20 protein-coding genes are annotated in these 20,497 nt (G+C 64.7%); 9 read left to right on the forward strand and 11 right to left on the reverse strand.

Translation table 11 applies throughout. The annotated features are described in order from the left end of the window. From HP547_RS11790 to HP547_RS11800, 3 genes are all read right to left on the reverse strand, one after another. On the reverse strand, nucleotides 1-1,506 hold a 1,506-nt coding region (locus HP547_RS11790), incomplete at its 3' end, for a dermonecrotic toxin domain-containing protein (RefSeq protein WP_372242890.1). Nucleotides 1,507-1,583: 77 nt separating this feature from the next. Beyond that, the gene (locus tag HP547_RS11795; RefSeq protein ID WP_172286363.1) at nucleotides 1,584-2,606 is read right to left on the reverse strand and encodes an AraC family transcriptional regulator; all 1,023 of its coding nucleotides are present in this window, start codon (nucleotides 2,604-2,606) and stop codon (nucleotides 1,584-1,586) included. 64 nt (nucleotides 2,607-2,670) lie between these two features. Continuing rightward, nucleotides 2,671-3,534, reverse strand: coding sequence for a LysR substrate-binding domain-containing protein (locus HP547_RS11800; protein ID WP_172228562.1), 864 nt, complete (start codon nucleotides 3,532-3,534; stop codon nucleotides 2,671-2,673). 112 nt (nucleotides 3,535-3,646) lie between these two features. Here HP547_RS11800 and HP547_RS11805 point away from each other — a divergent pair, with 112 nt between their 5' ends. Then, entirely contained in the window at nucleotides 3,647-4,753 is a 1,107-nt protein-coding gene (locus tag HP547_RS11805) for a 2-aminoethylphosphonate--pyruvate transaminase (RefSeq protein ID WP_172286364.1), read from the forward strand. A 34-nt stretch (nucleotides 4,754-4,787) separates the two neighbouring features. Beyond that, nucleotides 4,788-5,615: a phosphonoacetaldehyde hydrolase gene (gene phnX / locus HP547_RS11810; protein ID WP_172228558.1), complete on the forward strand. Its 828-nt coding sequence runs from the start codon at nucleotides 4,788-4,790 to the stop codon at nucleotides 5,613-5,615. Nucleotides 5,616-5,715: 100 nt separating this feature from the next. On the opposite strand, the gene HP547_RS11815 is transcribed toward phnX, so the two are convergent. Further along, nucleotides 5,716-6,780 (reverse strand): AI-2E family transporter, encoded by a 1,065-nt coding sequence (locus tag HP547_RS11815; protein WP_172286365.1) that lies wholly within the window; start codon nucleotides 6,778-6,780, stop codon nucleotides 5,716-5,718. A gap of 133 nt (nucleotides 6,781-6,913) precedes the next feature. Here HP547_RS11815 and yegQ point away from each other — a divergent pair, with 133 nt between their 5' ends. From yegQ to HP547_RS11845, 6 genes are all read left to right on the forward strand, one after another. Further along, complete coding sequence (gene yegQ, locus HP547_RS11820) at nucleotides 6,914-8,248, forward strand: tRNA 5-hydroxyuridine modification protein YegQ (RefSeq protein ID WP_172286366.1); 1,335 nt, start codon at nucleotides 6,914-6,916, stop codon at nucleotides 8,246-8,248. Nucleotides 8,249-8,329: 81 nt separating this feature from the next. After that, entirely contained in the window at nucleotides 8,330-10,003 is a 1,674-nt protein-coding gene (locus tag HP547_RS11825; RefSeq protein ID WP_372242891.1) for a copper resistance system multicopper oxidase, read from the forward strand. After that, nucleotides 9,996-10,859, forward strand: a complete 864-nt coding sequence (locus HP547_RS11830) for a copper resistance protein B (RefSeq protein ID WP_172286368.1) — start codon at nucleotides 9,996-9,998, stop codon at nucleotides 10,857-10,859. The genes HP547_RS11825 and HP547_RS11830 overlap by 8 nt, the downstream gene beginning before the upstream one ends. Nucleotides 10,860-10,873: 14 nt before the next feature. Further along, nucleotides 10,874-11,302 carry a DUF411 domain-containing protein gene (locus tag HP547_RS11835; RefSeq protein WP_172286369.1) on the forward strand — a complete coding sequence of 143 codons (429 nt, stop codon included), beginning with the start codon at nucleotides 10,874-10,876 and terminating at the stop codon, nucleotides 11,300-11,302. Next, nucleotides 11,302-11,739 carry a YqaA family protein gene (locus tag HP547_RS11840; RefSeq protein WP_172218449.1) on the forward strand — a complete coding sequence of 146 codons (438 nt, stop codon included), beginning with the start codon at nucleotides 11,302-11,304 and terminating at the stop codon, nucleotides 11,737-11,739. Before HP547_RS11835 ends, HP547_RS11840 begins: the two co-directional genes overlap by 1 nt. A 75-nt stretch (nucleotides 11,740-11,814) precedes the next feature. After that, complete coding sequence (locus tag HP547_RS11845) at nucleotides 11,815-12,813, forward strand: alpha/beta fold hydrolase (protein WP_172218451.1); 999 nt, start codon at nucleotides 11,815-11,817, stop codon at nucleotides 12,811-12,813. Between the two features lie 156 nt (nucleotides 12,814-12,969). Here HP547_RS11845 and HP547_RS11850 read toward each other — a convergent pair whose 3' ends face one another. The 6 genes from HP547_RS11850 to HP547_RS11875 form a co-directional block, all read right to left on the reverse strand. Further along, a complete protein-coding gene (locus tag HP547_RS11850) occupies nucleotides 12,970-13,551 on the reverse strand; it encodes a DinB family protein (protein ID WP_172286370.1) in 582 nt (193 codons plus the stop codon). A gap of 14 nt (nucleotides 13,552-13,565) precedes the next feature. Further along, nucleotides 13,566-14,672, reverse strand: a complete 1,107-nt coding sequence (gene zapE, locus HP547_RS11855; protein WP_172286371.1) for a cell division protein ZapE — start codon at nucleotides 14,670-14,672, stop codon at nucleotides 13,566-13,568. Nucleotides 14,673-14,861: 189 nt separating this feature from the next. Beyond that, on the reverse strand, nucleotides 14,862-16,010 hold the full coding sequence (locus HP547_RS11860) for a PQQ-dependent sugar dehydrogenase (RefSeq protein ID WP_172218457.1): 1,149 nt from the start codon (nucleotides 16,008-16,010) through the stop codon (nucleotides 14,862-14,864). 23 nt (nucleotides 16,011-16,033) lie between these two features. After that, complete coding sequence (locus tag HP547_RS11865) at nucleotides 16,034-16,351, reverse strand: hypothetical protein (protein WP_172218459.1); 318 nt, start codon at nucleotides 16,349-16,351, stop codon at nucleotides 16,034-16,036. Nucleotides 16,352-16,549: 198 nt separating this feature from the next. Then, nucleotides 16,550-17,515, reverse strand: a complete 966-nt coding sequence (gene speB / locus HP547_RS11870; RefSeq protein WP_172286372.1) for an agmatinase — start codon at nucleotides 17,513-17,515, stop codon at nucleotides 16,550-16,552. Nucleotides 17,516-17,540: 25 nt separating this feature from the next. After that, a complete protein-coding gene (locus HP547_RS11875) occupies nucleotides 17,541-18,620 on the reverse strand; it encodes a polyamine ABC transporter substrate-binding protein (RefSeq protein WP_172286373.1) in 1,080 nt (359 codons plus the stop codon). Nucleotides 18,621-18,722: 102 nt separating this feature from the next. Between HP547_RS11875 and HP547_RS11880 the strand changes: the two genes are divergently transcribed. Next, nucleotides 18,723-19,613 (forward strand): LysR family transcriptional regulator, encoded by an 891-nt coding sequence (locus HP547_RS11880; protein WP_172286374.1) that lies wholly within the window; start codon nucleotides 18,723-18,725, stop codon nucleotides 19,611-19,613. 116 nt (nucleotides 19,614-19,729) lie between these two features. On the opposite strand, the gene HP547_RS11885 is transcribed toward HP547_RS11880, so the two are convergent. Next, on the reverse strand, nucleotides 19,730-20,497 hold a 768-nt coding region (locus tag HP547_RS11885; RefSeq protein ID WP_172286375.1), incomplete at its 5' end, for a TonB-dependent receptor domain-containing protein.

Consider the following 20,497-nt stretch of genomic DNA (forward strand, 5'->3'; position numbering starts at 1 on the left):
CAAGCCATTGTCAGTTTCAGCTACCTCAGCGGGTAACGGGTCAGCTTGATAGGGTTGCAGGTCGTTGCGCCACAGCCGTGCCCGGCCATCTTCGGTAGTCACAGGGTCCAGTGCCTCGACAAAGGCGCTACGGGCCAAATGCGTGCCCATGACAATCGCTCCGGTGGTGGCCAGGCTGACTGCCACCTGAAGCATATGCTGCAGTGCTTCGTGCTGATGACCTGACTGCCAATCACGTACACCTTCGAAGACATCGCTGAGCAGGTGCCTGCCAAGGTCCGCCAACAGCAGTGCACCAATGGCCGGCACAAACAGACCTGCAAGGTTGAGCAACACCAACCCGGTGCTTTCCAGATCGCGTAAGCGCTGCGCCGAGGCCTTGCCATCAGCCTGCGAGGTAGGAACCGCGAGAAAGCCTGCATCGGCCTTGACGCGCTGTATGTGCCACGCTGCCGACAACGCAAAGACATCGCCGGAGGCGCGCACCCTGCGGGGTTCCAGATCAGGCTGCTTATCCTGCAAACGGTTAGCCAGGCCACGTTCATATTGCGCTCGGTCGTTCAGGGCTATACGGCGCGCGAACGCTGCCCTGTATGCCTTGTCAGCCAACCCAGTGGCGAGTACATGGTTCGCCTCGTTCCAGTTGGCAAATACGCGCAGGGGTTGCGCATGGTCATCTGGCAGATACAGCACTACTTGCTTCAACCGTTCAGGGTCACCAAAGGGGAAGGTCGACTGACTGCGTGCCGGCACGATCAGCTCAAAAGCCAATGCACCGTCAACCTGGCAACCCAGCACTTGCAGCGTACCACCGCGCAGCTGCAGAGGGTGCCCGAACGTGGGCTGCTGGCCCCTGCAGAGCTGGCGCAGCATGTGCACATCGTTGGCCATGAGTTGCTTTTTGATTGCGGCCACTTCCAGCGCTACTGCAAGCGCCAGGCGCTTGTCCTTGGCCAGCGCCTGGCTGAAACCGGTGCTCATCACCTCTCCCAGATGTCGTTGATAGGCTGCACCCACGTCCACCTGCCGGCACAGGCTGACAAGCCGGTCCACATCACCGCTCACCACTTGCTCAGGCTGCTCGCCTTTCGGGCAAGTCAGCGCGGTCCCCTGGAAAAAGGACTCACCCGCCTTGAAGTTCTGCAGGAGCTTCTGCAGTGCTGGCACTCGTACGAAGTACGACTGGTAATCGGGCAACACACCCAGGCTGACCTCCAGCCGCGCACGCTCCTCGCGCCACTCCAGCTTGTCCAGATCGACCTTCAGGTGCAGTTGGCTGTCCTGGCTGAGCGCGCTTTCCAACCGTTGCCTGGCAAAACCATCCAGCGGCAGCAGGCGACTGGCAACGCTTGCCATTTGCTTCTGGCTGGCCAGGTGAGCCTTGAGGCAGCTCTGCAACCTGGCAAGTTGCTGAGGGGTGGCGGCTTTCAGCCAACCCGGCAACTGCCGGGCGATAAAATCTTCAGCGGGGTGAAGCAGCTTGCTGGGGGAGGCAGCTGGAGACATGGCGACATCCTGGTTAGTGACCGGCTTGTCAACATGAGCGCTGTTCACGGATCAGGGCAGCGGGAAGGTGTCGCAGGCTAGCCACCACTACCACGCTTGTGAATCAGGGCACGGTAGTGGCCCGGATTACAGGCAAACCATTTGCGGAACGCTTTGTAGAACGAGCTGCTGTCAGCAAACCCCAGGCCCACTGCAATATCGTCCAGGGCAGGCTCGGGCTGGCTCAGCCAGGCGATGGCCAGCTCACGGCGAACGCTGTCCTTGAGGCCCTGATAAGTCTGCCCTTCCTCCGCCAGGCGGCGGCGAAAGGTGGAAGGCGACAGGTTCAACTGCCGTGCAAGCGTGTCACCGTCCGGCCAGTGGCCAGGTGACAGGTGCAGCAAGTCGGTACGGATCCGCCGCCCCAGGCTGGCAGGATCACGGTATTTCACCAGGATATTGCCCGGTGCTTCAGCCAGAAAACGCTGCAGCTCGGCCTGCGTGCGCTTGAGCGGCAGGTCGAGGCAGTCGGCACTGATGATCATGCGCGTACGCGGTCGCTGGAACTGCAGGTTTTCCGAAAACATCACCCGGTAGTCGTCACAGAACGGCGGCTCGGCGCAGCGCAGGTCGATAGCCAGAATCGGGATACGGCGGCCGGCCAGCCAACAGGCCACGCCGTGCACGATCATCCAGAAGGTGAAATAGGTGAACGCCCGACGCGGCGCGTCACGTGGCTCGTTGATGACAATTTCGGCCAGCCCCTGCTGGCGCACCAGGCCCGGTTGCAGGTCTTCCAGCATCAGCGACAGAAATGCCAGTGCGGTGTCCAGGCCATCCCCCAGCGTCGGCTGCGTCATGCTCGCCCGGCACATGAACGCCAGGCTGCCACTGCGCAGGCCGCGTGGGTCCATGGCGAAGAACTCGTCGTTGCAGCGGCGCGCCAGCAGGCGCCACAGGCGTGCATAAGCCTCGGCGCTGACCCGCGCCTCGGGCAGGTCGAGTTGGGCACTGTCGATGCCGGCACGCACCAGCAGGGCATGGTCGGGCTGCCCGGCCGGGCAAGTCTGCAACAGGGCCTCGCGCACCAGTTGCATGGAGATGGTGTCTTTCTCGCTCATTGGCCACCCAGCCTGCTCTGTGCCGGCCATCTTAAGCCGCACTGGAAAAAACACCAGTCATGCTTCATGCGCCGGCCGCCAAGCCGAGGAACGCCTGGATCAGGCGCAATTCGCGGCGGCGCTCCAGGCAGCCAATCAGATGCTGGTTGACCAGGCCTTCGCCGGCCAGTGGCCGCGCCACCACCCTTGGATCGTGGGCAACTTCAGTGGAGGACACCACGCCGATGCCAAGCTCGGAAGCCACCGCTTCGGTCACCGCCTCACGGCTGTCGAGCTCCAGCAGTACCCGCGGCTGGACCGCAGCCTGGCTGCAGGCCTTGTCAAAGGTGCGGCGGGTGGTGGAGCTCGGCTCTCGCAATACCATGATCTGCTGATGCAGCGAGGCCAACGGCAAGTCCCCTGCTCCGCTAGCCCAGGCGTGCCCGGCCGGCAGCAACGCACACAGCCGCGACTCGCAGAGGTTTTGCAGGTGCAGGCCCTTGCGCGGCTCGATTTCGGTCAGCACGGCCACATCGGCATGCTCGCCGAGCAGTGCAGCAAGGGTTTCCTGGGCATTGCCCAGCCGCAGGTTGACGGTAATGCCCGGGTAACGCTCACGCAGTTGCGCCAGCATCGGCATGACCCGGTGCGGGCCGTCCGCTGCCACTTCCAGGCGGCCGGTGAGCAACTGCCGGTTGGCCTCGAGCATGGCCTGCGCCTCGTCGGCCAGGCCAAACATGGCGCGGGTGATGGCCGCCAGCCGCGTGCCCTCTTCAGTCAACTCCACCCGCCGCGCGGTGCGCCGCAGCAAGGTGATCTGGTAATGCTCTTCCAGCGCCTTGACGTGGCCGGTCACCGCCGGCTGGCTGATGAACAAGCGCTGCGCTGCACGGGTAAAGCTGCCCTCGCGGGCAACGGCATCGAAGGCGCGCAACTGGAACAGGTTCATATCTATCGGCCTGACTTATAGCTGAGATAACAACAAACAATTTGATTGATGGCAGCGCGAATTGCAACCTAGGCCTCGTAGTTTCAGCCCACCGCTTGCGAGGAATAACGGCATGAGCAACGCCCCGATCCTGCTGACCCCCGGCCCTCTGACCACATCGATCCGCACCCGCCAGGCCATGCTGGTGGACTGGGGCTCCTGGGACCGTGACTTCAACCAACTGACCGCCAGCGTTTGCGAACAGCTGCTGGCGATCATCGACGGCAGCGCCAGCCATCACTGCGTGCCCCTGCAGGGCAGCGGCACCTTTGCAGTGGAAGCCGCCATCGGCACCCTGGTGCCACGCGATGGCAAGGTCCTGGTGCTGATCAACGGTGCTTACGGCCAGCGCCTGGCGAAGATCTGCAAAGTGCTGGGCCGCAGCTACACCACCTTCGAAACCGCCGAAGACCAGCCAACCACCGCTGCCGATGTCGACCGCCTGCTGACCGCCGACCCGACCATCAGCCATGTGGCGCTGATCCACTGCGAAACCAGTACCGGCATTCTCAACCCGCTGGCGGAAATCGCCCAGGTGATCAAATACCACGGCAAGCGCCTGATCATCGACGCCATGAGCTCCTTCGGCGCGTTGCCGATCGATGCCCGGGAAATCCCCTTCGAGGCACTGATCGCCGCTTCCGGCAAATGCCTGGAAGGCGTGCCGGGCATGGGCTTCGTCTTCGCCGAAAAAACCGCACTGGCCGCCGCCGAAGGCAACGCCCACTCGCTGGCCATGGACCTGCACGACCAGCACGCCTACATGGCCAGGACCGGCCAATGGCGCTTCACCCCGCCCACACATGTGGTCGCCGCCTTGCACGAAGCGCTGCAGCAGTACAACGAAGAAGGCGGGCTGCCGGCGCGCTACCAGCGCTACGCCGACAACTGCAAGACCCTGCTCGACGGCATGGCCGCCATCGGCCTGCACAGCTTCCTGCCAGCCGGAATCCAGGCGCCGATCATCGTTACCTTCCACGCGCCGAACAATGCCCGCTACCAGTTCAAGGACTTCTACGAACGGGTCAAGGCCAAAGGCTTCATCCTCTACCCGGGCAAGCTGACCCAGGTCGAAACCTTCCGCGTCGGCTGCATCGGCGTGGTCGGGCCGGACGGCATGCAAGCCGCCGTCAATGCCGTGGCCGAGGTGCTGCGGGAAATGGAAGTGCTGGACATCTGACCCTCCGCCCACCCGAATTCAGGAATTAGCGCACATGAACTACAGCAACCCTACCCAGCTGCAAGCCGCCATCCTCGACTGGGCTGGCACCGTGGTCGACTTCGGCTCCTTCGCCCCGACGCAGATATTTGTCGAGGCGTTTGCCGAGTTCGATGTGCAGGTGTCCATCGAAGAGGCCCGAGGCCCGATGGGCATGGGCAAGTGGGACCACATTCGCACCCTGTGCGACGTGCCGGAAATTGCCGAGCGCTACCGCAAGGTGTTCGGCCGCACCCCCACGGACGATGACGTCACCGCCCTCTACAACCGCTTCATGCCCCTGCAGATCGAGAAGATCGCCGTGCACTCGGCGCTGATCCCCGGCGCGCTGGACACCCTCACCGGGCTGCGCCAGGGCGGCCTGAAGATCGGTTCGTGCTCCGGCTACCCCAAGGTGGTGATGGACAAGGTGGTGGCGCTGGCGGCGCAGAACGGTTATGTGGCCGACCATGTGGTGGCCACCGATGAAACCCCGAATGGTCGCCCGTGGCCGGCCCAGGCCCTGGCCAACGTGATTGCCCTGGGAATTGACGATGTAGCGGCCTGCGTGAAGGTTGACGACACCGTGCCGGGCATTCTCGAAGGCCGCCGGGCGGGTATGTGGACCGTGGCCCTGGTGTGCTCGGGCAACGCCCTGGGGCTGAGCTGGGAAAGCTATCGGGCGCTGAGTGCCGAGCAGCTGGAAAGCGAGCGCAAGCGCATCCATACGCTGTTCGCCGGCTCGCGCCCGCACTACCTGATCGACACCATCAACGAACTACCCGAAGTGGTCGCCGACATCAACCGGCGCCTGGGCAGGGGTGAGATGCCACAGGCCTTTTGAGCTAGCCAGGTTCGCTACAATATCTACACCGCCTGTGAGACCGAGCGCCGCCCCTCGCGGCGCTCGGTCTCACAGGCGCTGAAAATACCAAGGCAACCCCCTACTGCGGCAACTGCACCTGCGGTTTACTCGCCGCAAAGATCGCCCAGCTGGACACGAACAGCGCCGCGATCAACGGCCCGATCACAAAGCCGTTAAGCCCGAATACCGCCAGCCCGCCCAGCGTCGACACCAGGATGAGATAGTCTGGCATGCGCGTGTCCTTGCCCACCAGGATCGGCCGCAAGAGGTTATCCACCAGGCCGATCACCAGCACCCCGAACGCGGACAGGATCACCCCCGGCAGTATCGCCCCGGTCAACAGAAAGTACGCGGCCACCGGTGCCCACACGATACCCGCGCCCACCGCCGGCAGCAGCGACAGAAAGGCCATCAGCACCGCCCACACCAGCGCACTGGGGATATCCAGCACCCAGAAAATGAAGCCGCCCAGCGCCCCCTGGGTGATGGCCACCAGCACGTTGCCTTTCACCGTGGCCCGCACCACGCGGTTGAACTTCAACTGCAAGCGCCGTTTCTGGTGCTCGGGCAGCGGCACCGCCAAGCGTACCCGTCGGGCAACCTCGGCGCCTTCACGCAGGAAGAAGAACAACAGGTACATCATGATGCCGAAACTGATCAGGAACTCGAACGTGCCCTGGCCAAAGTTGAACGCCTGGCTGGCCAGCACCTGGCTGCCCTGGGTGGCCCACTTGGTGATCTTGTCGCGCAGCCCGTCCAGGTTGCCCATGCCCATGTTGTCCAGGCCATGCTGGGCAAACGCCGGGAGCATGTCCTTGCCGCGCTCGACAAAGCCGGCAATGTCCAGTTCCCCGCTCTCGATGCGCTGGTACAGCGTGGCGCCCTCCTGTACCAGCAGCGCGCTGGTGATGATCACCGGCAGGATCGCCACCAGCAGGCACACCAGCATGGTGGTGGCGGCGGCGAGGTTGCGTCGGCGGCCGAAACGGATCAGCAGATGCCGCTGCAGCGGGGCAAACAGGATGCCAAGTATCACCGCCCAGAAGATCGCACCGTAATACGGCAGCAGAATCCAGACGAAGGCAATCGTCACCAGCGCCAGGAGCACCGCCAGGGCCTTGTTCTGCAGTGCGGTTTCGTTCATTTCACATCCTCGAATGGCTTCTGGGATATTAGTGCCTGCCGCTTGGGTAAAAGTGCCGCCACTCCCTTGATGCAAATCAATACGCGGGTTTTCTGTCGGCCCTAGCATCCGGGCCTTTTGCCCCGGTGCGCACATGACCCCTACTGCCAAGCCCGAACTGCTGGCCCCCGCCGGCACCCTCAAGAGCATGCGCTACGCCTTTGCCTACGGCGCCGATGCGGTCTATGCCGGCCAGCCGCGCTACAGTTTGCGGGTGCGCAACAACGAATTCGACCACGCCAACCTGGCCCAGGGCATCGACGAAGCGCATGCCCTGGGCAAGCGATTTTATGTAGTGGTCAACATCGCCCCGCACAATGCCAAGCTCAAGACCTTCCTCAAGGACCTGGCGCCGGTGGTCGAAATGGCGCCAGACGCGTTGATCATGTCCGACCCCGGGCTGATCATGCTGGTGCGCCAGCACTTCCCGCAGATGCCGGTGCATCTGTCGGTGCAGGCCAATACGGTCAACTGGGCCAGCGTGCAGTTCTGGCAGCAGCTTGGCCTGAGCCGGGTGATCCTGTCGCGCGAACTGTCGCTCGAAGAAATCGGGGAAATCCGTCAGCAGGTTCCGGACATGGAGCTTGAAGTGTTCGTCCACGGTGCCCTGTGCATGGCCTATTCCGGCCGCTGCCTGCTGTCGGGCTACCTCAACAGACGCGATGCCAACCAGGGCAGCTGCACCAACGCCTGCCGCTGGAAGTACGACGCCATGCCCGCCAGCGAAAATGCCAGCGGCGACATCGTGCGCGAAGTGCAGCCCACCCTGGGCTCAGGCGCCCCCACAGGGCAGGCTTTCCTGCTGCAGGAAAGCAACCGCCCTGGCACTGAAATGCCGGCGTTCGAGGATGAACACGGCACCTACATCATGAACGCCAAGGACCTGCGCGCCATCCAGCACGTCGAGCGCCTTGCCGCCATGGGCGTGCACTCGCTGAAGATCGAAGGGCGCACCAAGTCGCACTTCTACTGTGCCCGTGCGGTGCAGTCGTACCGCCAGGCCATCGACGACGCCGCAGCCGGGCGGCCGTTCGACCGCGGGTTGATGGACAACCTCGAGTCCCTGGCGCAGCGTGGCTACACCGAGGGCTTCCTGCGTCGCCATGTGCACGACGAATATCAGAACTACCAGCGTGGCAACTCGGTCTCCGAGCGCCAGCAGTTCGTCGGCGAACTCACCGGTGTGCGCATCGATGGCCTGGCCGAAGTCAAGGTCAAGAACCGCTTCGCCGTGGGTGACCATCTGGAGCTGATGACCCCGCGCGGCAACTACCACTTCGACCTGCACCGCCTGTGCAACCGCCAGCAGCAGGCCATCGAGGTGGCGCCAGGTGACGGCCATGTGGTGTACCTGCCGATCCCCGAGCAGGTTGCCCTGGAGTACGCCCTGCTGATGCGCGACATCGGTGCCAGCGAAGCCGCCAGCTGACAACGCTGTAATGTGCACCTCAGCTGCCTGACAGGCGCCAGCGGCGAACATCGCGGCTCACCCGCATGAGGCTACGCCATGTTGCGCAACCCCTCCCGCCGTACTTTTGTCAAAGGCCTGGGCGCCGCCACCACGCTGACGGGCCTGGGGCTGTGGCGCCCGCTGGCCCAGGCCGCAGCCGGCCAGCACTTCGAGTTGTTCATCGGCCTGACACCGGTGAACATCACCGGTCGCCCGCGCACCGCACTGACCATCAACAACAGCCTGCCCGGCCCGCTGCTGCGCTGGCGTGAAGGCGACAGCGTGACTCTGCGTGTGCGCAACCGCCTGGCGCAGGACACCTCGATCCACTGGCACGGCATCATCCTGCCGGCCAACATGGACGGCGTACCTGGCCTGAGTTTTGCCGGCATCGAACCCGGCGGCGACTACTTGTACCAGTTCACCCTGCGCCAGAGCGGCACCTACTGGTACCACAGCCATTCAGCGCTGCAGGAGCAGGCCGGGGTCTACGGGGCGATTGTCATCGAGCCGCGCGAACCTGAACCACACCGCTACCAGCGCGACCATGTGCTGCTGTTCAGCGACTGGTCGGACCAGGCGCCGGAGCAGCTGATGGCCACGCTGAAGAAACAGTCCGATGCGTACAACTACCACAAGCGCACGGTCGGCGATTTCATCGATGAGGTGGCCGACGACGGCTGGCGGCAGACCGTTGCCGAGCGCACGGCCTGGGCGCGCATGCGCATGAGCCCCACCGACCTGGCCGATATCAGCGCCGCCACCTATACCTACCTGCTCAACGGCCAGCCGCCGGAGGGCAACTTCACCTGCCTGTTCCAGCCGGGCGAAACCGTGCGCCTGCGGCTGATCAATGCCTCGGCCATGACCTACTTCGACTTCCGTATCCCGGGGCTGAAACTGACGGTGATCGCTGCCGACGGCCTGCCGGTGACGCCGGTGAGCGTGGATGAGCTGCGCATTGCCGTGGCCGAGACCTACGACGTGCTGGTGACCGTGGGCGACCTGCCCGCCTATACCTTGTTCGCCCAGAGCATGGACCGCACCGGCTTCGCCCGTGGCACCCTGGCCCGCACTGCCGGGTTGCAGGCAGCCGTGCCTGTACCTGACCCACGGCCGGTGCTGAGCATGGACGACATGGGCCACGGCGGCATGGCAGGCATGGACCATAGCAACATGGCCGGCATGGACCACGCGGCCATGCCGGCGATGCAGCAACACCCTGCCAGCGAAACCGGCAACCCGCTGGTGGACATGCAGACCATGGCCCCGCGCCCCAACCTGGCCGACCCGGGCATCGGCCTGCGCAACAATGGCCGCCGGGTGCTGACCTACGCCGACCTGCGCAGCCCCTACCCCGACCCGGACGGCCGCGCCCCCTCCCGCGACATCGAGCTGCACCTGACCGGCCACATGGAGCGGTTCGCCTGGTCGTTCGACGGCATCAAGTTCAGCGATGCCGAGCCGCTGCGCCTGACCTACGGCGAGCGGGTACGCATCACCCTGGTCAACGACACCATGATGACCCACCCCATCCACCTGCACGGCATGTGGAGCGACCTGGAGGACGAACATGGGCAGTTCCTGGTGCGCAAGCACACCATCGACATCCCGCCTGGCAGCCGCCGCTCGTACCGGGTGAGCGCCGATGCCCTGGGCCGCTGGGCCTATCACTGCCACCTGCTCTACCACATGGAGACCGGCATGTTCCGCGAGGTACGCGTCGATGAATGACACCCGCAACCGCAGCCTTGTGGCAGGCGCGACGCTGCTGGCCCTGTTGGCCAGCGAACGCGCACTGGCCGCCGGCATGCAGCACATGAATCATGGCCAGATGAACCATCAAAGCATGGGCCATGCGCCAGTACCCCCCGTCCGGCCACGCACGCCCCTGCCCGCCCTCACCGACGCCGACCGCCGTGCCGCCTTCCCGCTGCTGCCTGGGCATCAGGTACACAACCGGGCAATGAACTGGGCAGTGACCGTGGACAAGCTCGAATACCAGAACTTCGAAAACAGCCATGCCCTGAACTGGAATGCCACGGCCTGGGTCGGCGGCGATATCGACCGGCTGTGGCTACGCAGCGAAGGCGAACGCGAGCAGGGCAAGACCCACAAGGCCGAGCTGCAGGCACTGTGGGGGCATGCCGTCAGCCCGTGGTGGGAGCTGGTGGCGGGCGTGCGCCAGGACTTAAAGCCCGCCAGTGGCCAAACCTGGGCCGGCTTCGGCATCCAGGGCACGCCGCTGTATGGCCTGGAGCTCCAAGCCACCGCCTACGCTGGCGAGCGGCAACAGACCGCGCTGCGCCTGGAAGCCGCTTACGCTATGCTGCTGACCAACCGCTGGATACTGGAACCGACCCTGGAAGCCAACCTCTACGGCCGCAACGATGCCGGGCGCGAGCAAGGCGCGGGGCTGGCCGACAGTGAGGTCGGCCTGCGCCTGCGCTACGAGGTCACCCGCGGCTTTGCGCCCTATCTGGGGGTCAGTTTCAATCGCCTGCACGGTAACCGTGCCGACCAGGCCCGCGAAGACGGCGAGGACCTTGGCCAGACCCGCCTGGTCGCCGGTATTCGCCTGCGTTTCTAAAGGAGTGCTTCACCATGCTGCGCAAACACCTGCTGACCCTCGGCCTGCTGGCTGTCACCGGCCTGGCCCAGGCCGCCGAGACCATCGATGTCTACCGCGACCCCAACTGCGGCTGCTGCAAGGCCTGGATCAGCCACCTGCGCGACAACGGGTTTACCGTCAACGACCACGTCGAGCCGAACATGAGCGCGGTCAAGCAACGCCTGGGCGTGGCGCCGCGCCTGTCGTCGTGCCACACCGGTGTGATCGACGGCAAGTTCGTCGAAGGTCACGTGCCCGCCGAGCAAGTGCGCCTGCTGGCCAAGCGCAGCGACCTCAAGGGCCTGGCCGTACCGGGCATGCCCATGGGCTCGCCCGGGATGGAAATGGGTGATCACAAAGACGCCTATCAGGTTATCGGCGTGACTGAGGATGGCCAGGACACCGTGGTCGCCAACTACTGATGCTCAGCCTGTGGGCGCTGTTCCTCAGCGCCTTCGGCGCCGCCACGCTGCTGCCGCTGCAATCGGAAGCCGTGCTGGTCGGCCTGCTGCTGCGCCAGCCTGAAGCCTGGGCAGCCCTGCTGCTGGTGGCAACCCTGGGCAATGTGCTGGGCTCGGTGGTCAACTGGCTGCTGGGCCGGGCCATCGAGCACCTGCGTGACAAGCGCTGGTTCCCGTTCAGCGCCGCGCAACTGGAACGTGCACAGCAGCGCTACCAGCGCTGGGGGCAGTGGTCGCTGCTGCTCAGCTGGATGCCGGTGATCGGCGACCCGCTGACCTTGATCGCCGGGATCATGCGTGAACCGTTCTGGCGCTTTCTGCTGCTGGTGACCCTGGCCAAGGCGGGCCGCTATGCGGTACTGGCGATGATCACCCTGGGCTGGCATCACGCCTGGTAACACCTTTCACGCTCCGCGTGGTCCAGTGGCTGGTAAAGTCGCCGTTTCCTACATGGTCCTACACGGAGTTCCCCCATGCTGCGCGCAACCGCCCTGGTCCTGGCCTGCCTCGCCGGCAGCCCGGCCATCGCCGCCGAGTCGGCCACCTACGGCCCCCAGCTCGAAGGCTTCAGCTACCCGCACCCGCTCAAGCATTTCGACTTCAAGTCCCAGGGCCAGGCCCTGCAGATGGGCTACATGGACGTGCCCGCCCAAGGCCAGGCCAACGGCCGCAGCGTGGTGCTGATGCATGGCAAGAACTTCTGTGCCGCGACCTGGGAAACCACCGTCGACGCCCTGAGCAAAGCAGGCTACCGGGTCATCGCCCCGGACCAGATCGGGTTCTGCACCTCCAGCAAGCCGGCGTATTACCAATACAGCTTCCAGCAACTGGCAGACAACACCCATGCCCTGCTGGAACACCTGGGCGTCAGGCAAACCATTGTGCTTGGCCACTCTACCGGCGGCATGCTCGCCACCCGCTACGCGTTGATGTACCCGCAGCAGGTGGAGCGCCTGGCGATGGTCAACCCCATCGGCCTGGAAGACTGGAAAGCCCTAGGCGTGCCCTACCGCAGTGTGGACCAGTGGTACGCCCGTGAGCTCAAGCTGAGCGCCGAAGGCGTGCGCGAGTATGAGCGCAAGACCTATTACGCCGGGCGCTGGAAGCCGGAGTACGAGCGCTGGGTACAAATGCTGGTGGGCCTGAACCAAGGGCCGGGGCATGAAGCGGTGGCGTGGAACTCGGCGCTGATCTACGACATGATCTTCACCCAGCCGGTGTACCACGAGTTCAAGGACCTGCAGATGCCGACCCTGTTGCTGATCGGCGACAAGGACAGTACGGCCATCGGCAGCGACATCGCCCCGCCGGAGGTCAAGGCCCGGCTGGGCAACTATGCGGTGCTCGGGCCGCAGGTGGCCAAGATGATTCCCAAGGGCGAGCTGATCACCTTCGAAGGCATGGGGCATGCGCCGCAGATCGAAGAGCCGGTAAGGTTCAACCGCACGCTGGTCGAGTGGCTGGGCAACTGAGCAAGCGTGCGCGATCCCTGTTGGCGCGGGCTTGCCCGCGAACACCGGCAAAGCCGGTGCCATGACCGTGTGGGATTCTTCGCGGGTAAACCCGCCCTCACAGGGTACGCGCCAGCTTCCAGATTTTGAGCACGGCAGTTGCTCCCACAGGAATCGCTACACTTTCCAGACCTGCTGCTCCGTCCAGCCCAGCTCGGCAAAATCAAGCGCCCGCAACCCCGCTTCTTCCTCGCAGAAAAACTCATCCAGCTGAGGCGGCCTCACCGCCGTGTCGCTCAGCATCGCATGCACCTGCCCTCGGTGATGCACCTGGTGCTCGAACAGGTGCGCCAGCAACCGCAGCCGCTGCTCGCGCTGCACCCGCTCGGGTCGCACGATGCTCACATAGCGCCCCAGCTCACCATCGCGCAGCCCACGGCAATAGGCAATCAGCCGGTGATCGGCCTGAGTTTGCTCGGCATGCAGCCGTGTACTGGTGGCAAACGGTTGCTCGGGGTCAAAAAAGCGCTCGCTGTCCGTATCAGGCTGCTCCCCCCGCTGCTCACACTCCAGCATGTGCAGATAGAACCAGTCCACCGTCAGCAGGTGATTGAGAGTGGCCTTGATCGAAGGGAAGAAGCTGCAGCGCGGCGCGACGAATTCGTCCTGGGTAAGTTGCAGGCAGGCCTTGTACAGACGGTGGTTGGCCCAGCCATTGTTGTAGGCCTGGGTCAGCAGGTGATGCGACAACGGCTCCATGGCTTGGCTCCTTTTCAGGCGAAGCGTTGCAGTTGCATCTCCCGTAGCCGGCTCAGGGTCCGTTGGTACGGGAACGCCAGATACCCTTGAGTGTAGAGGTCATCGAGCGGCACCTGCGCCTCAAGGTACAGCGCCACCCGGCGGTCATAGCATTCGTCGACCAGGGCAATGAAACGGCGCACCGCATCGTCCTTGGGTGACAGTGCAGGTAGTTGGCGATCACCCGCCACTACCCTGGCTGCACCATCCTCGGTACCGCGAGCGATGCGCCCGGCGCGCTGCTCGCCACCCAGTGCAGGAATGCCGGATACCAGGATCGCAGGGAAACGGTCGCACAAGGCCATGAACTCCATGGCGGCGAGGGGTTGCTCGCACAGGTCGGTGAAACGGCACCAGATCGCCTGTTCACTGCGCCGCACTACCTGCACCTGCCTGGAACCGATGAGCAACGGCTCAGCAGTGCCAGTGTGGTCCGGGCTGAGCTGGGCAAACACCTCGCCAAGCGGGCTGGGCTGCCCCGCTTGCTGTACCCAATAGCGTTGCCGCTCGGCGCCAGGGTGCAGGCGATGGTCCTGTTCACCCGCTACGGGCAGCACCTGCATGTGCCGCTGGATGGCAGCAATGGCGGGCAGGAACCGATCGCGGTTGAAGCCGTCGCGGTAAAGCAGCTCGGGTGGCTGGTTGGAGGTGGCCACGGTCACCACGCCCTGGTCGAACAGCACCTGGAACAGGCGGCCGAGAATGATCGCGTCGCCGATATCGTTGACGAACAGCTCATCGAAGCACAGCACGCGGATCTCGCCCGCCAGTTCCCGGGCCAGGGCCAGCAACGGGTCGGCGGTGCCGTTGAGCTGGAACAGGCGCTGGTGCACCCAGGCCATGAAGTGGTGAAAGTGCTGGCGCCGGCTCGGCACGCGCAAGCAGCGGTGGAATTGGTCCATCAGCCAGGTCTTGCCACGGCCGACCGGGCCCCAAAGGTAGATGCCCTGGGTGGGGCAGGCCTGTTCGATGGCCTGGAAGCAGGCTTGCAAGGCCTCGACAGCACAAGCTTGCGCGGGGTCGGCGGCATAGCCTTGGGTGGTAAGGGCTTGTTGATACAAGGATTGGGGGTCGATAGACATGCGTCATTATCTGCACCGGGCTTATTGCCGGCAAGCAGAGCATGGGGGTTGCGTCAGGGCTGGCAGGTGTTTGCCACAATATATTCAGCGCCTGTGAGATCGAGCGCCGCGCGGGCGGCGCTCGATCTCACAGACGATGCATATCTAGCGGCAATCACCTATCAGCCCGATGCGATCCCCCACATCACCTCAGCCCTCGCCCAATCCAACCTTCAGCAGCGCGCCGTCCTTGTCATCGGTCAGCACATACAAAAAACCGTCCGGCCCCACCCGCACATCGCGAATACGTGCCTTCAGGTCGCCCAGCAGGCGCTCCTCATGCACCACTTTGTCACCCTCCAGCTGCAAACGAATCAGCTCCTGGCTCGCCAGCGCGCCAATGAACAGGTTGTGGTCCCAGGCTTTGAATGTCGGGCTGTCATAGAACGCCATGCCACTGATGCCCGGTGATTTTTCCCATACATGGTGCGGTTCGACCATGCCGTCCACATGCTTGCCCTTGGCTTCGGGGATGGGCAGCATCGAGTAGTTGATGCCATGGGTCGCAATGGGCCAGCCGTAGTTCTTGCCGGGCTCGGGGATGTTGATTTCGTCACCGCCACGCGGGCCGTGCTCGTGGGTCCAGAGCTTGCCGGTCCAGGGGTTCAGCGCAGCGCCTTGCTGGTTGCGGTGGCCGAACGACCAGATTTCCGGCCGCACCTTGTCCCTGCCGACGAACGGGTTGTCCTTGGGCACTTCACCGTCCGGGAGAATGCGCACGATCTTGCCCTGCAGCTTGTCCAGGTCCTGGGCGGTGGGGCGCTGGTTGTTCTCGCCCAGGGCAATGAACAGGTAGCCGTCGCGGTCGAACACCAGGCGCGAACCGAAGTGGTTGCCCACCGAAAGCTTGGGCTGCTGACGGAAGATCACCGTGAAGTTCTCCAGCCGGGCGCGGTCTTCGGACAACTGGCCACGGCCAACCGCTGTGCCGGCCTTGCCGTCACTGCCTTCCTCTGCATACGACAGGTAAACCGTGCGATCCTTGGCAAACGCCGGCGACAGCAGCACATCCAACAGGCCACCTTGCCCCTCGGCCCAGACCTTGGGTACGCCGCTGATCGGCGGGCCGACCTTGCCCTCGGCGTTGACCACCCGCAGGTTGCCCATGCGCTCGGTGACCAGCATGTCCTTGCCACCGGGCAGGAACGCCAGCGCCCAGGGGTTGCGCAAGCCGTCGGCCACCGTGCTGACGGTCAACGTGCCTTGTTCACTGCGAAACTTTTGCTCGGATGCCGCCTGTGCCAGCACGGGCATGAGGACGGCGGCGGTCAGGGTGGCTAGCCAGTGTGCTCGGAGCATGCAGGATTCCTTTCGTACAGAGGTCACGGCGCACGCGGGTTGTCACGCGGTGGCCGGGTCGGTTCCAGGTTCGGGGTTTGCTGCTGGCGACGCAGGTTGTCGCCGTTGCCGATACCGCGGTTGTCCAGGGTCGGCGGGCGCTGGTAGGGGTCGGTGGACGGGCCGCGCACTGGCGGCGTGGCCGGCATGCTGCCCTGGCGGCTGTTGGGGTTGGCGCGCTGGATCGGGCTGTTGTAGGGGTTGTTCCGGTCGGCAGCGAGCTGCAACGGTTGAGCGAAAGCAGCTTGCGCGGGCAGGCACAAGGCCAGGCCGAGGGCCAGGATGGGCAGTGTCCGGGTCATGCTTCACCTCCTGTACGAAAATGCCGCGCCTGGTGGGTTTGATAGCCTAAGGCGCGAAGGGTTCGCGGCAAAAGTGTGAATGCGCGTGGAGATAATTCCTGATGTTTCAGTATGGGCCCAGGGGGCCGCTGTGAAGCCCGTCGCGACACAAGGCGGCGGCTGCATGAACACGCCGCCGCCTCGACGTTGGGGCGCAGGTTACCGAGCTTTGTCCACCTTGTGCCGCGCCGCGTACAGGCACAGCATCTCCATCGCCAGGGTCGCCCCGGCCAGCGCAGTGATATCGGCATGGTCATAGGCTGGCGCCACCTCCACCAGGTCCATGCCCACCAGGTTGATGCCACGCAGCCCGCCGAGGATCTCCAGCGCCTGCAACGTGCTCAGCCCGCCGCATACTGGTGTGCCGGTGCCAGGCGCATAGGCGGGGTCGAGGCAGTCGATATCGAACGTCAGGTACACCGGCCGCTCACCCACCCGCTGGCGAATCGCTGCGATTACCGCCTCGGTGCCCTGGCGGTGCACCTGGCGGGCGTCGAGGATGGCGAAGCCCTGGCTGTCGTCGTTGGTGGTGCGCAGGCCGATCTGCACCGAGCAGGCCGGGTCCACCAGGCCTTCGCGGGCGGCATGCCAGAACATCGTGCCGTGATCGATGCGCTTGCCCTCCTCGTCCGGCCAGGTGTCGCTGTGGGCATCGAAGTGGATCAGCGCCAGCGGGCCATGGCGGCGGGCGTGGGCCTTGAGCAACGGGTAGCTGATGAAGTGGTCGCCGCCCAGGGTGAGCATCGCGCAACCCGCCTCCAGTATGTGCGTGGCGTGTGCCTCGATGCTGTCCGGCACCGACTGCGGGGTGCCGCTGTCGAAGGCGCAGTCGCCGTAGTCGATCACCGCCAGGTGGTCGAAGGGGTCGAACGCCCACGGCCAGTGGCGGGCCCAGGCCTGCTGCACCGAGGCCGCGCGGATCGCCCGCGGGCCGAAGCGCGCGCCGGGGCGGTTGCTGGTGGCGGTATCGAACGGCACACCGCTGACCACCACATCGACGCCGCGCAGGTCGCGGCTGTAGCGGCGGCGGGCGAAACTGGTAATGCCGGCGTAGGTACTTTCTGCGGCGGTGCCATACAGGCTGTCGCGGGTCATGGCCTGGTCGTTGTTTGCGGCTTGCTCCACGGTCGGGCTCCTTTGTCGTTATGGGTTACTGACGGCTGCGGAAGGCGGTCCACAGGCGGTTGCGCTGACGCAGGTCGGCCAGGGCCATGCTGCGGTCGGCGTACAGCCGCTGACGTACCTCGGCAGGCGGGTAGATGTCCGGGTCATTGCGTACCGCCTCGTCCACCAACGGTGTGGCCGCCTGGTTGGCATTGGCGAAGAACAGCGTGTTGGTCAGCGCCGCCACCGATTCGGGCTTGAGCATGAAGGCGATGAATGCCCGCGCCGCTTCGGGGTGCGGGGCGTCCTTGGGGATGACCAGGTTGTCCTGCCACACCAGCGTACCCTCGCGGGGGATGCGATAGATCAGATCGAACGGCTTGCCGGCCCGGCGCGCCTGGTCGGCGGCCATCGCGGCATCGCCGTTGTAGGTCAGCGCCAGGCACACGCTGCCGTTGGCCAGGTCGCTGATCTGCCGGCCGTTGGCGACGTAGCTGATCGACGGCTGCAACTGGTTCAGCAGGTTCTGCGCTGCGGCCAGGTCGTCCTTGTCCTGGCTGTAAGGATCCTTGCCCAGGTAATTCAGGGCCACCCCGATCACCTCCTGTGGCGAGTCGGGCATGGCGATGCCGCAGTCCTTCAAGCGGCTGGCGTACTCAGGCTTGAACAACAGGTCAAGGCTGTCCAGCGGCACATCGCCCAGGCGCTGGCGCACCGCCTCCACATTCACCCCCAGGCCCAGGGTACCCCAGGTGTACGGCACCGCATGGCGGTTGCCCGGGTCGGCCTCGGCCAGCTTGGCTAGCAAATCCTTGTCGAGGTTGGCGTAGCCAGGCATGCCCTGGGCGTCCAGCGGCTGCAGGGCATTGGCCTTGAGCGCCCGGGCCAGCACGGTCGATGACGGCACCACCACGTCGTAGCCACTGCCGCCCGTCAGCAGCTTGGTTTCCAGCACTTCGGTGGTATCGAAGGTGTCGTAGCGCACCTTGTAACCGGTTTCCCGTTCGAACTGCTGCAGGGTTTGCGGGGCGACATAGTCGGCCCAGCTGTAGAGGTTGACGACCTTTTCTTCGGCTTGCAGCGGCAAGGCCAGGACCAGGGACAACAGGCACAACGATAGACGCATGACGGACACCTCGGCAAATGGGTGGATGCCGCCAGCATGCCAGCCGGGTTACATTGCAGGAATGGCAAGTTTGCAAAGCTGACATTCATCAGGAGCAATGTAATGCTCGGACAAGTGCACGATCCCGACCTGCACCTGCTGCGGCTGTTCGTCACTGTAGTCGAGGCCGGTGGCTTCAGCGCTGCGCAAGGTGTGCTGGGCCTTGCCCAGCCCACCATCAGCCAGCGCATGGCACAGCTGGAGGCGCGCCTGGGCTACCGCCTGTGCAGCCGCGGCAAGGGCGGGTTTCGCCTGACGGAAAAAGGCGGGCTGTTGCTGGACGCGGCCCGCGCGCTGCTGCTGAACATCGAGCAGTTTCGCCAGCAGGCCAATGGTGCTGCCGGGCGGTTGCTGGGGACCGTGCGTATCGGCATGGCGGAAAGCCAGGACAAGACGGTGAGCCTGAAGCTGGCAGCGGCCATTGCCGCGTTTCGCTCGCGGCAAGAGTCGGTGCAGCTGGAGCTGATCAGTGCACCGCCGGCGGAGCTGGAGCGACTACTGCTGGAGCAGCGGCTGGATTACGCCATCAGCTACTTTTCCGGCAGCCAGGCCGCCTTCGACTACCAGCCGCTGTTCGAGGAGCGGCAGCGGCTGTTTTGCGGCAAGGGGCACGTGCTGTTTGGCGAGGCGGACGTTGAGCTTGAGCGCTTGCTGGAGCTCGACCAGGTGCGCCATCCCTACCGGTTTCTGAAAAGCGGCGAGCCGTTCCAGAGCCGGCGCAGCATGGCGGTGGCGGAACAGATCGAGAGCGTGCTGACGTTGATTCTGTCGGGGCGGCATATCGGCTATCTGCCGTGTCATTGCGCACGCGCGTGGGTGGCCGACGGGCTGTTGTGGGCGCTGGATGCGGGACTGGACTTTGTCGTGCCGTTCACCCTCGCCCGGCACCGGGCGCAGGTGGTCGGCGAAGCGCAACAGGCGTTTGCGCAGGATTTGCTGGCAGCGTTTGCCTGAACCGGCCTCTTCGCGGGTAAACCCGCTCCCACAGGGATCGCGCACGCTTCAAAAATTTTGCGCGAGACAGTTGCTCCCACAGTGACGGCGCCAGTGGCCGGGTCAGGCAGCAACCATCAGTAAGCCATGCTCCAGGTCAGCGTGTAGGTACGCCCGCGGCCTTGGTAGTCATACAGGTACGCCGGCCCATATGTCGGGGCATAGAACAGCGTCGCGCGCTGCCCCCAGACCGTGCTGTATTGCTTGTCCAGCAGGTTCTGGACGCCGGCGCTGAGGGTGCCGAAGCCGGTGTCCTGGCTGGCCAGCAGGTCGAAGGTGGTATAGCCGTCGATCTCGTGGTCGGCATCGTCCTTCAGGCTGAATGCGTGGTTGGCCTGCAGCCGCGCGCTGCGGCCATCGCCCTTCCAGCCGACGAACGCGGTGGCTTTGGACAGCGACGCATAGCGGGCGTCACGCTTGATCCAGCCGCCATCCACAGCCTCTTCCTCGGAGCGGGTCAGGTGCAGCGTGCCACCGGCTTCCCAACCGGTCTGGAAATGCCGGGTCAGCGCCCCTTCAAAGCCGAAGTCGCGGCTTTTCTGCTCTTCCACGTTGATGGTCAGGGTCTGCGAATCGACGTTGATGATCTTGTCCGACCAGATGTAGTACAGCGCCGCCTGGGCATCCCAGTCCAGGTCAGCATAGCGCCAGCCCAGTTCCACCTGGCGATTCTTGATGCCGGTCAGCGGGTTGTCGGCCACGCTCAAGCCTGGCTTGCCGTAGTACTTGGCCGGGTCCGGCAGGTCGAAGCCTTCGCCGTAGTTGGTCCAGACCTGGTGGCCGTTCTTGAAGTCGTAGATGGCGCCGAGGTTGAACAGGTTGACCTGGTAATCGTTGCTGCCGCC

It is taken from the genome of Pseudomonas sp. CM27, assembly GCF_013179515.1.
Lineage (GTDB): Bacteria > Pseudomonadota > Gammaproteobacteria > Pseudomonadales > Pseudomonadaceae > Aquipseudomonas.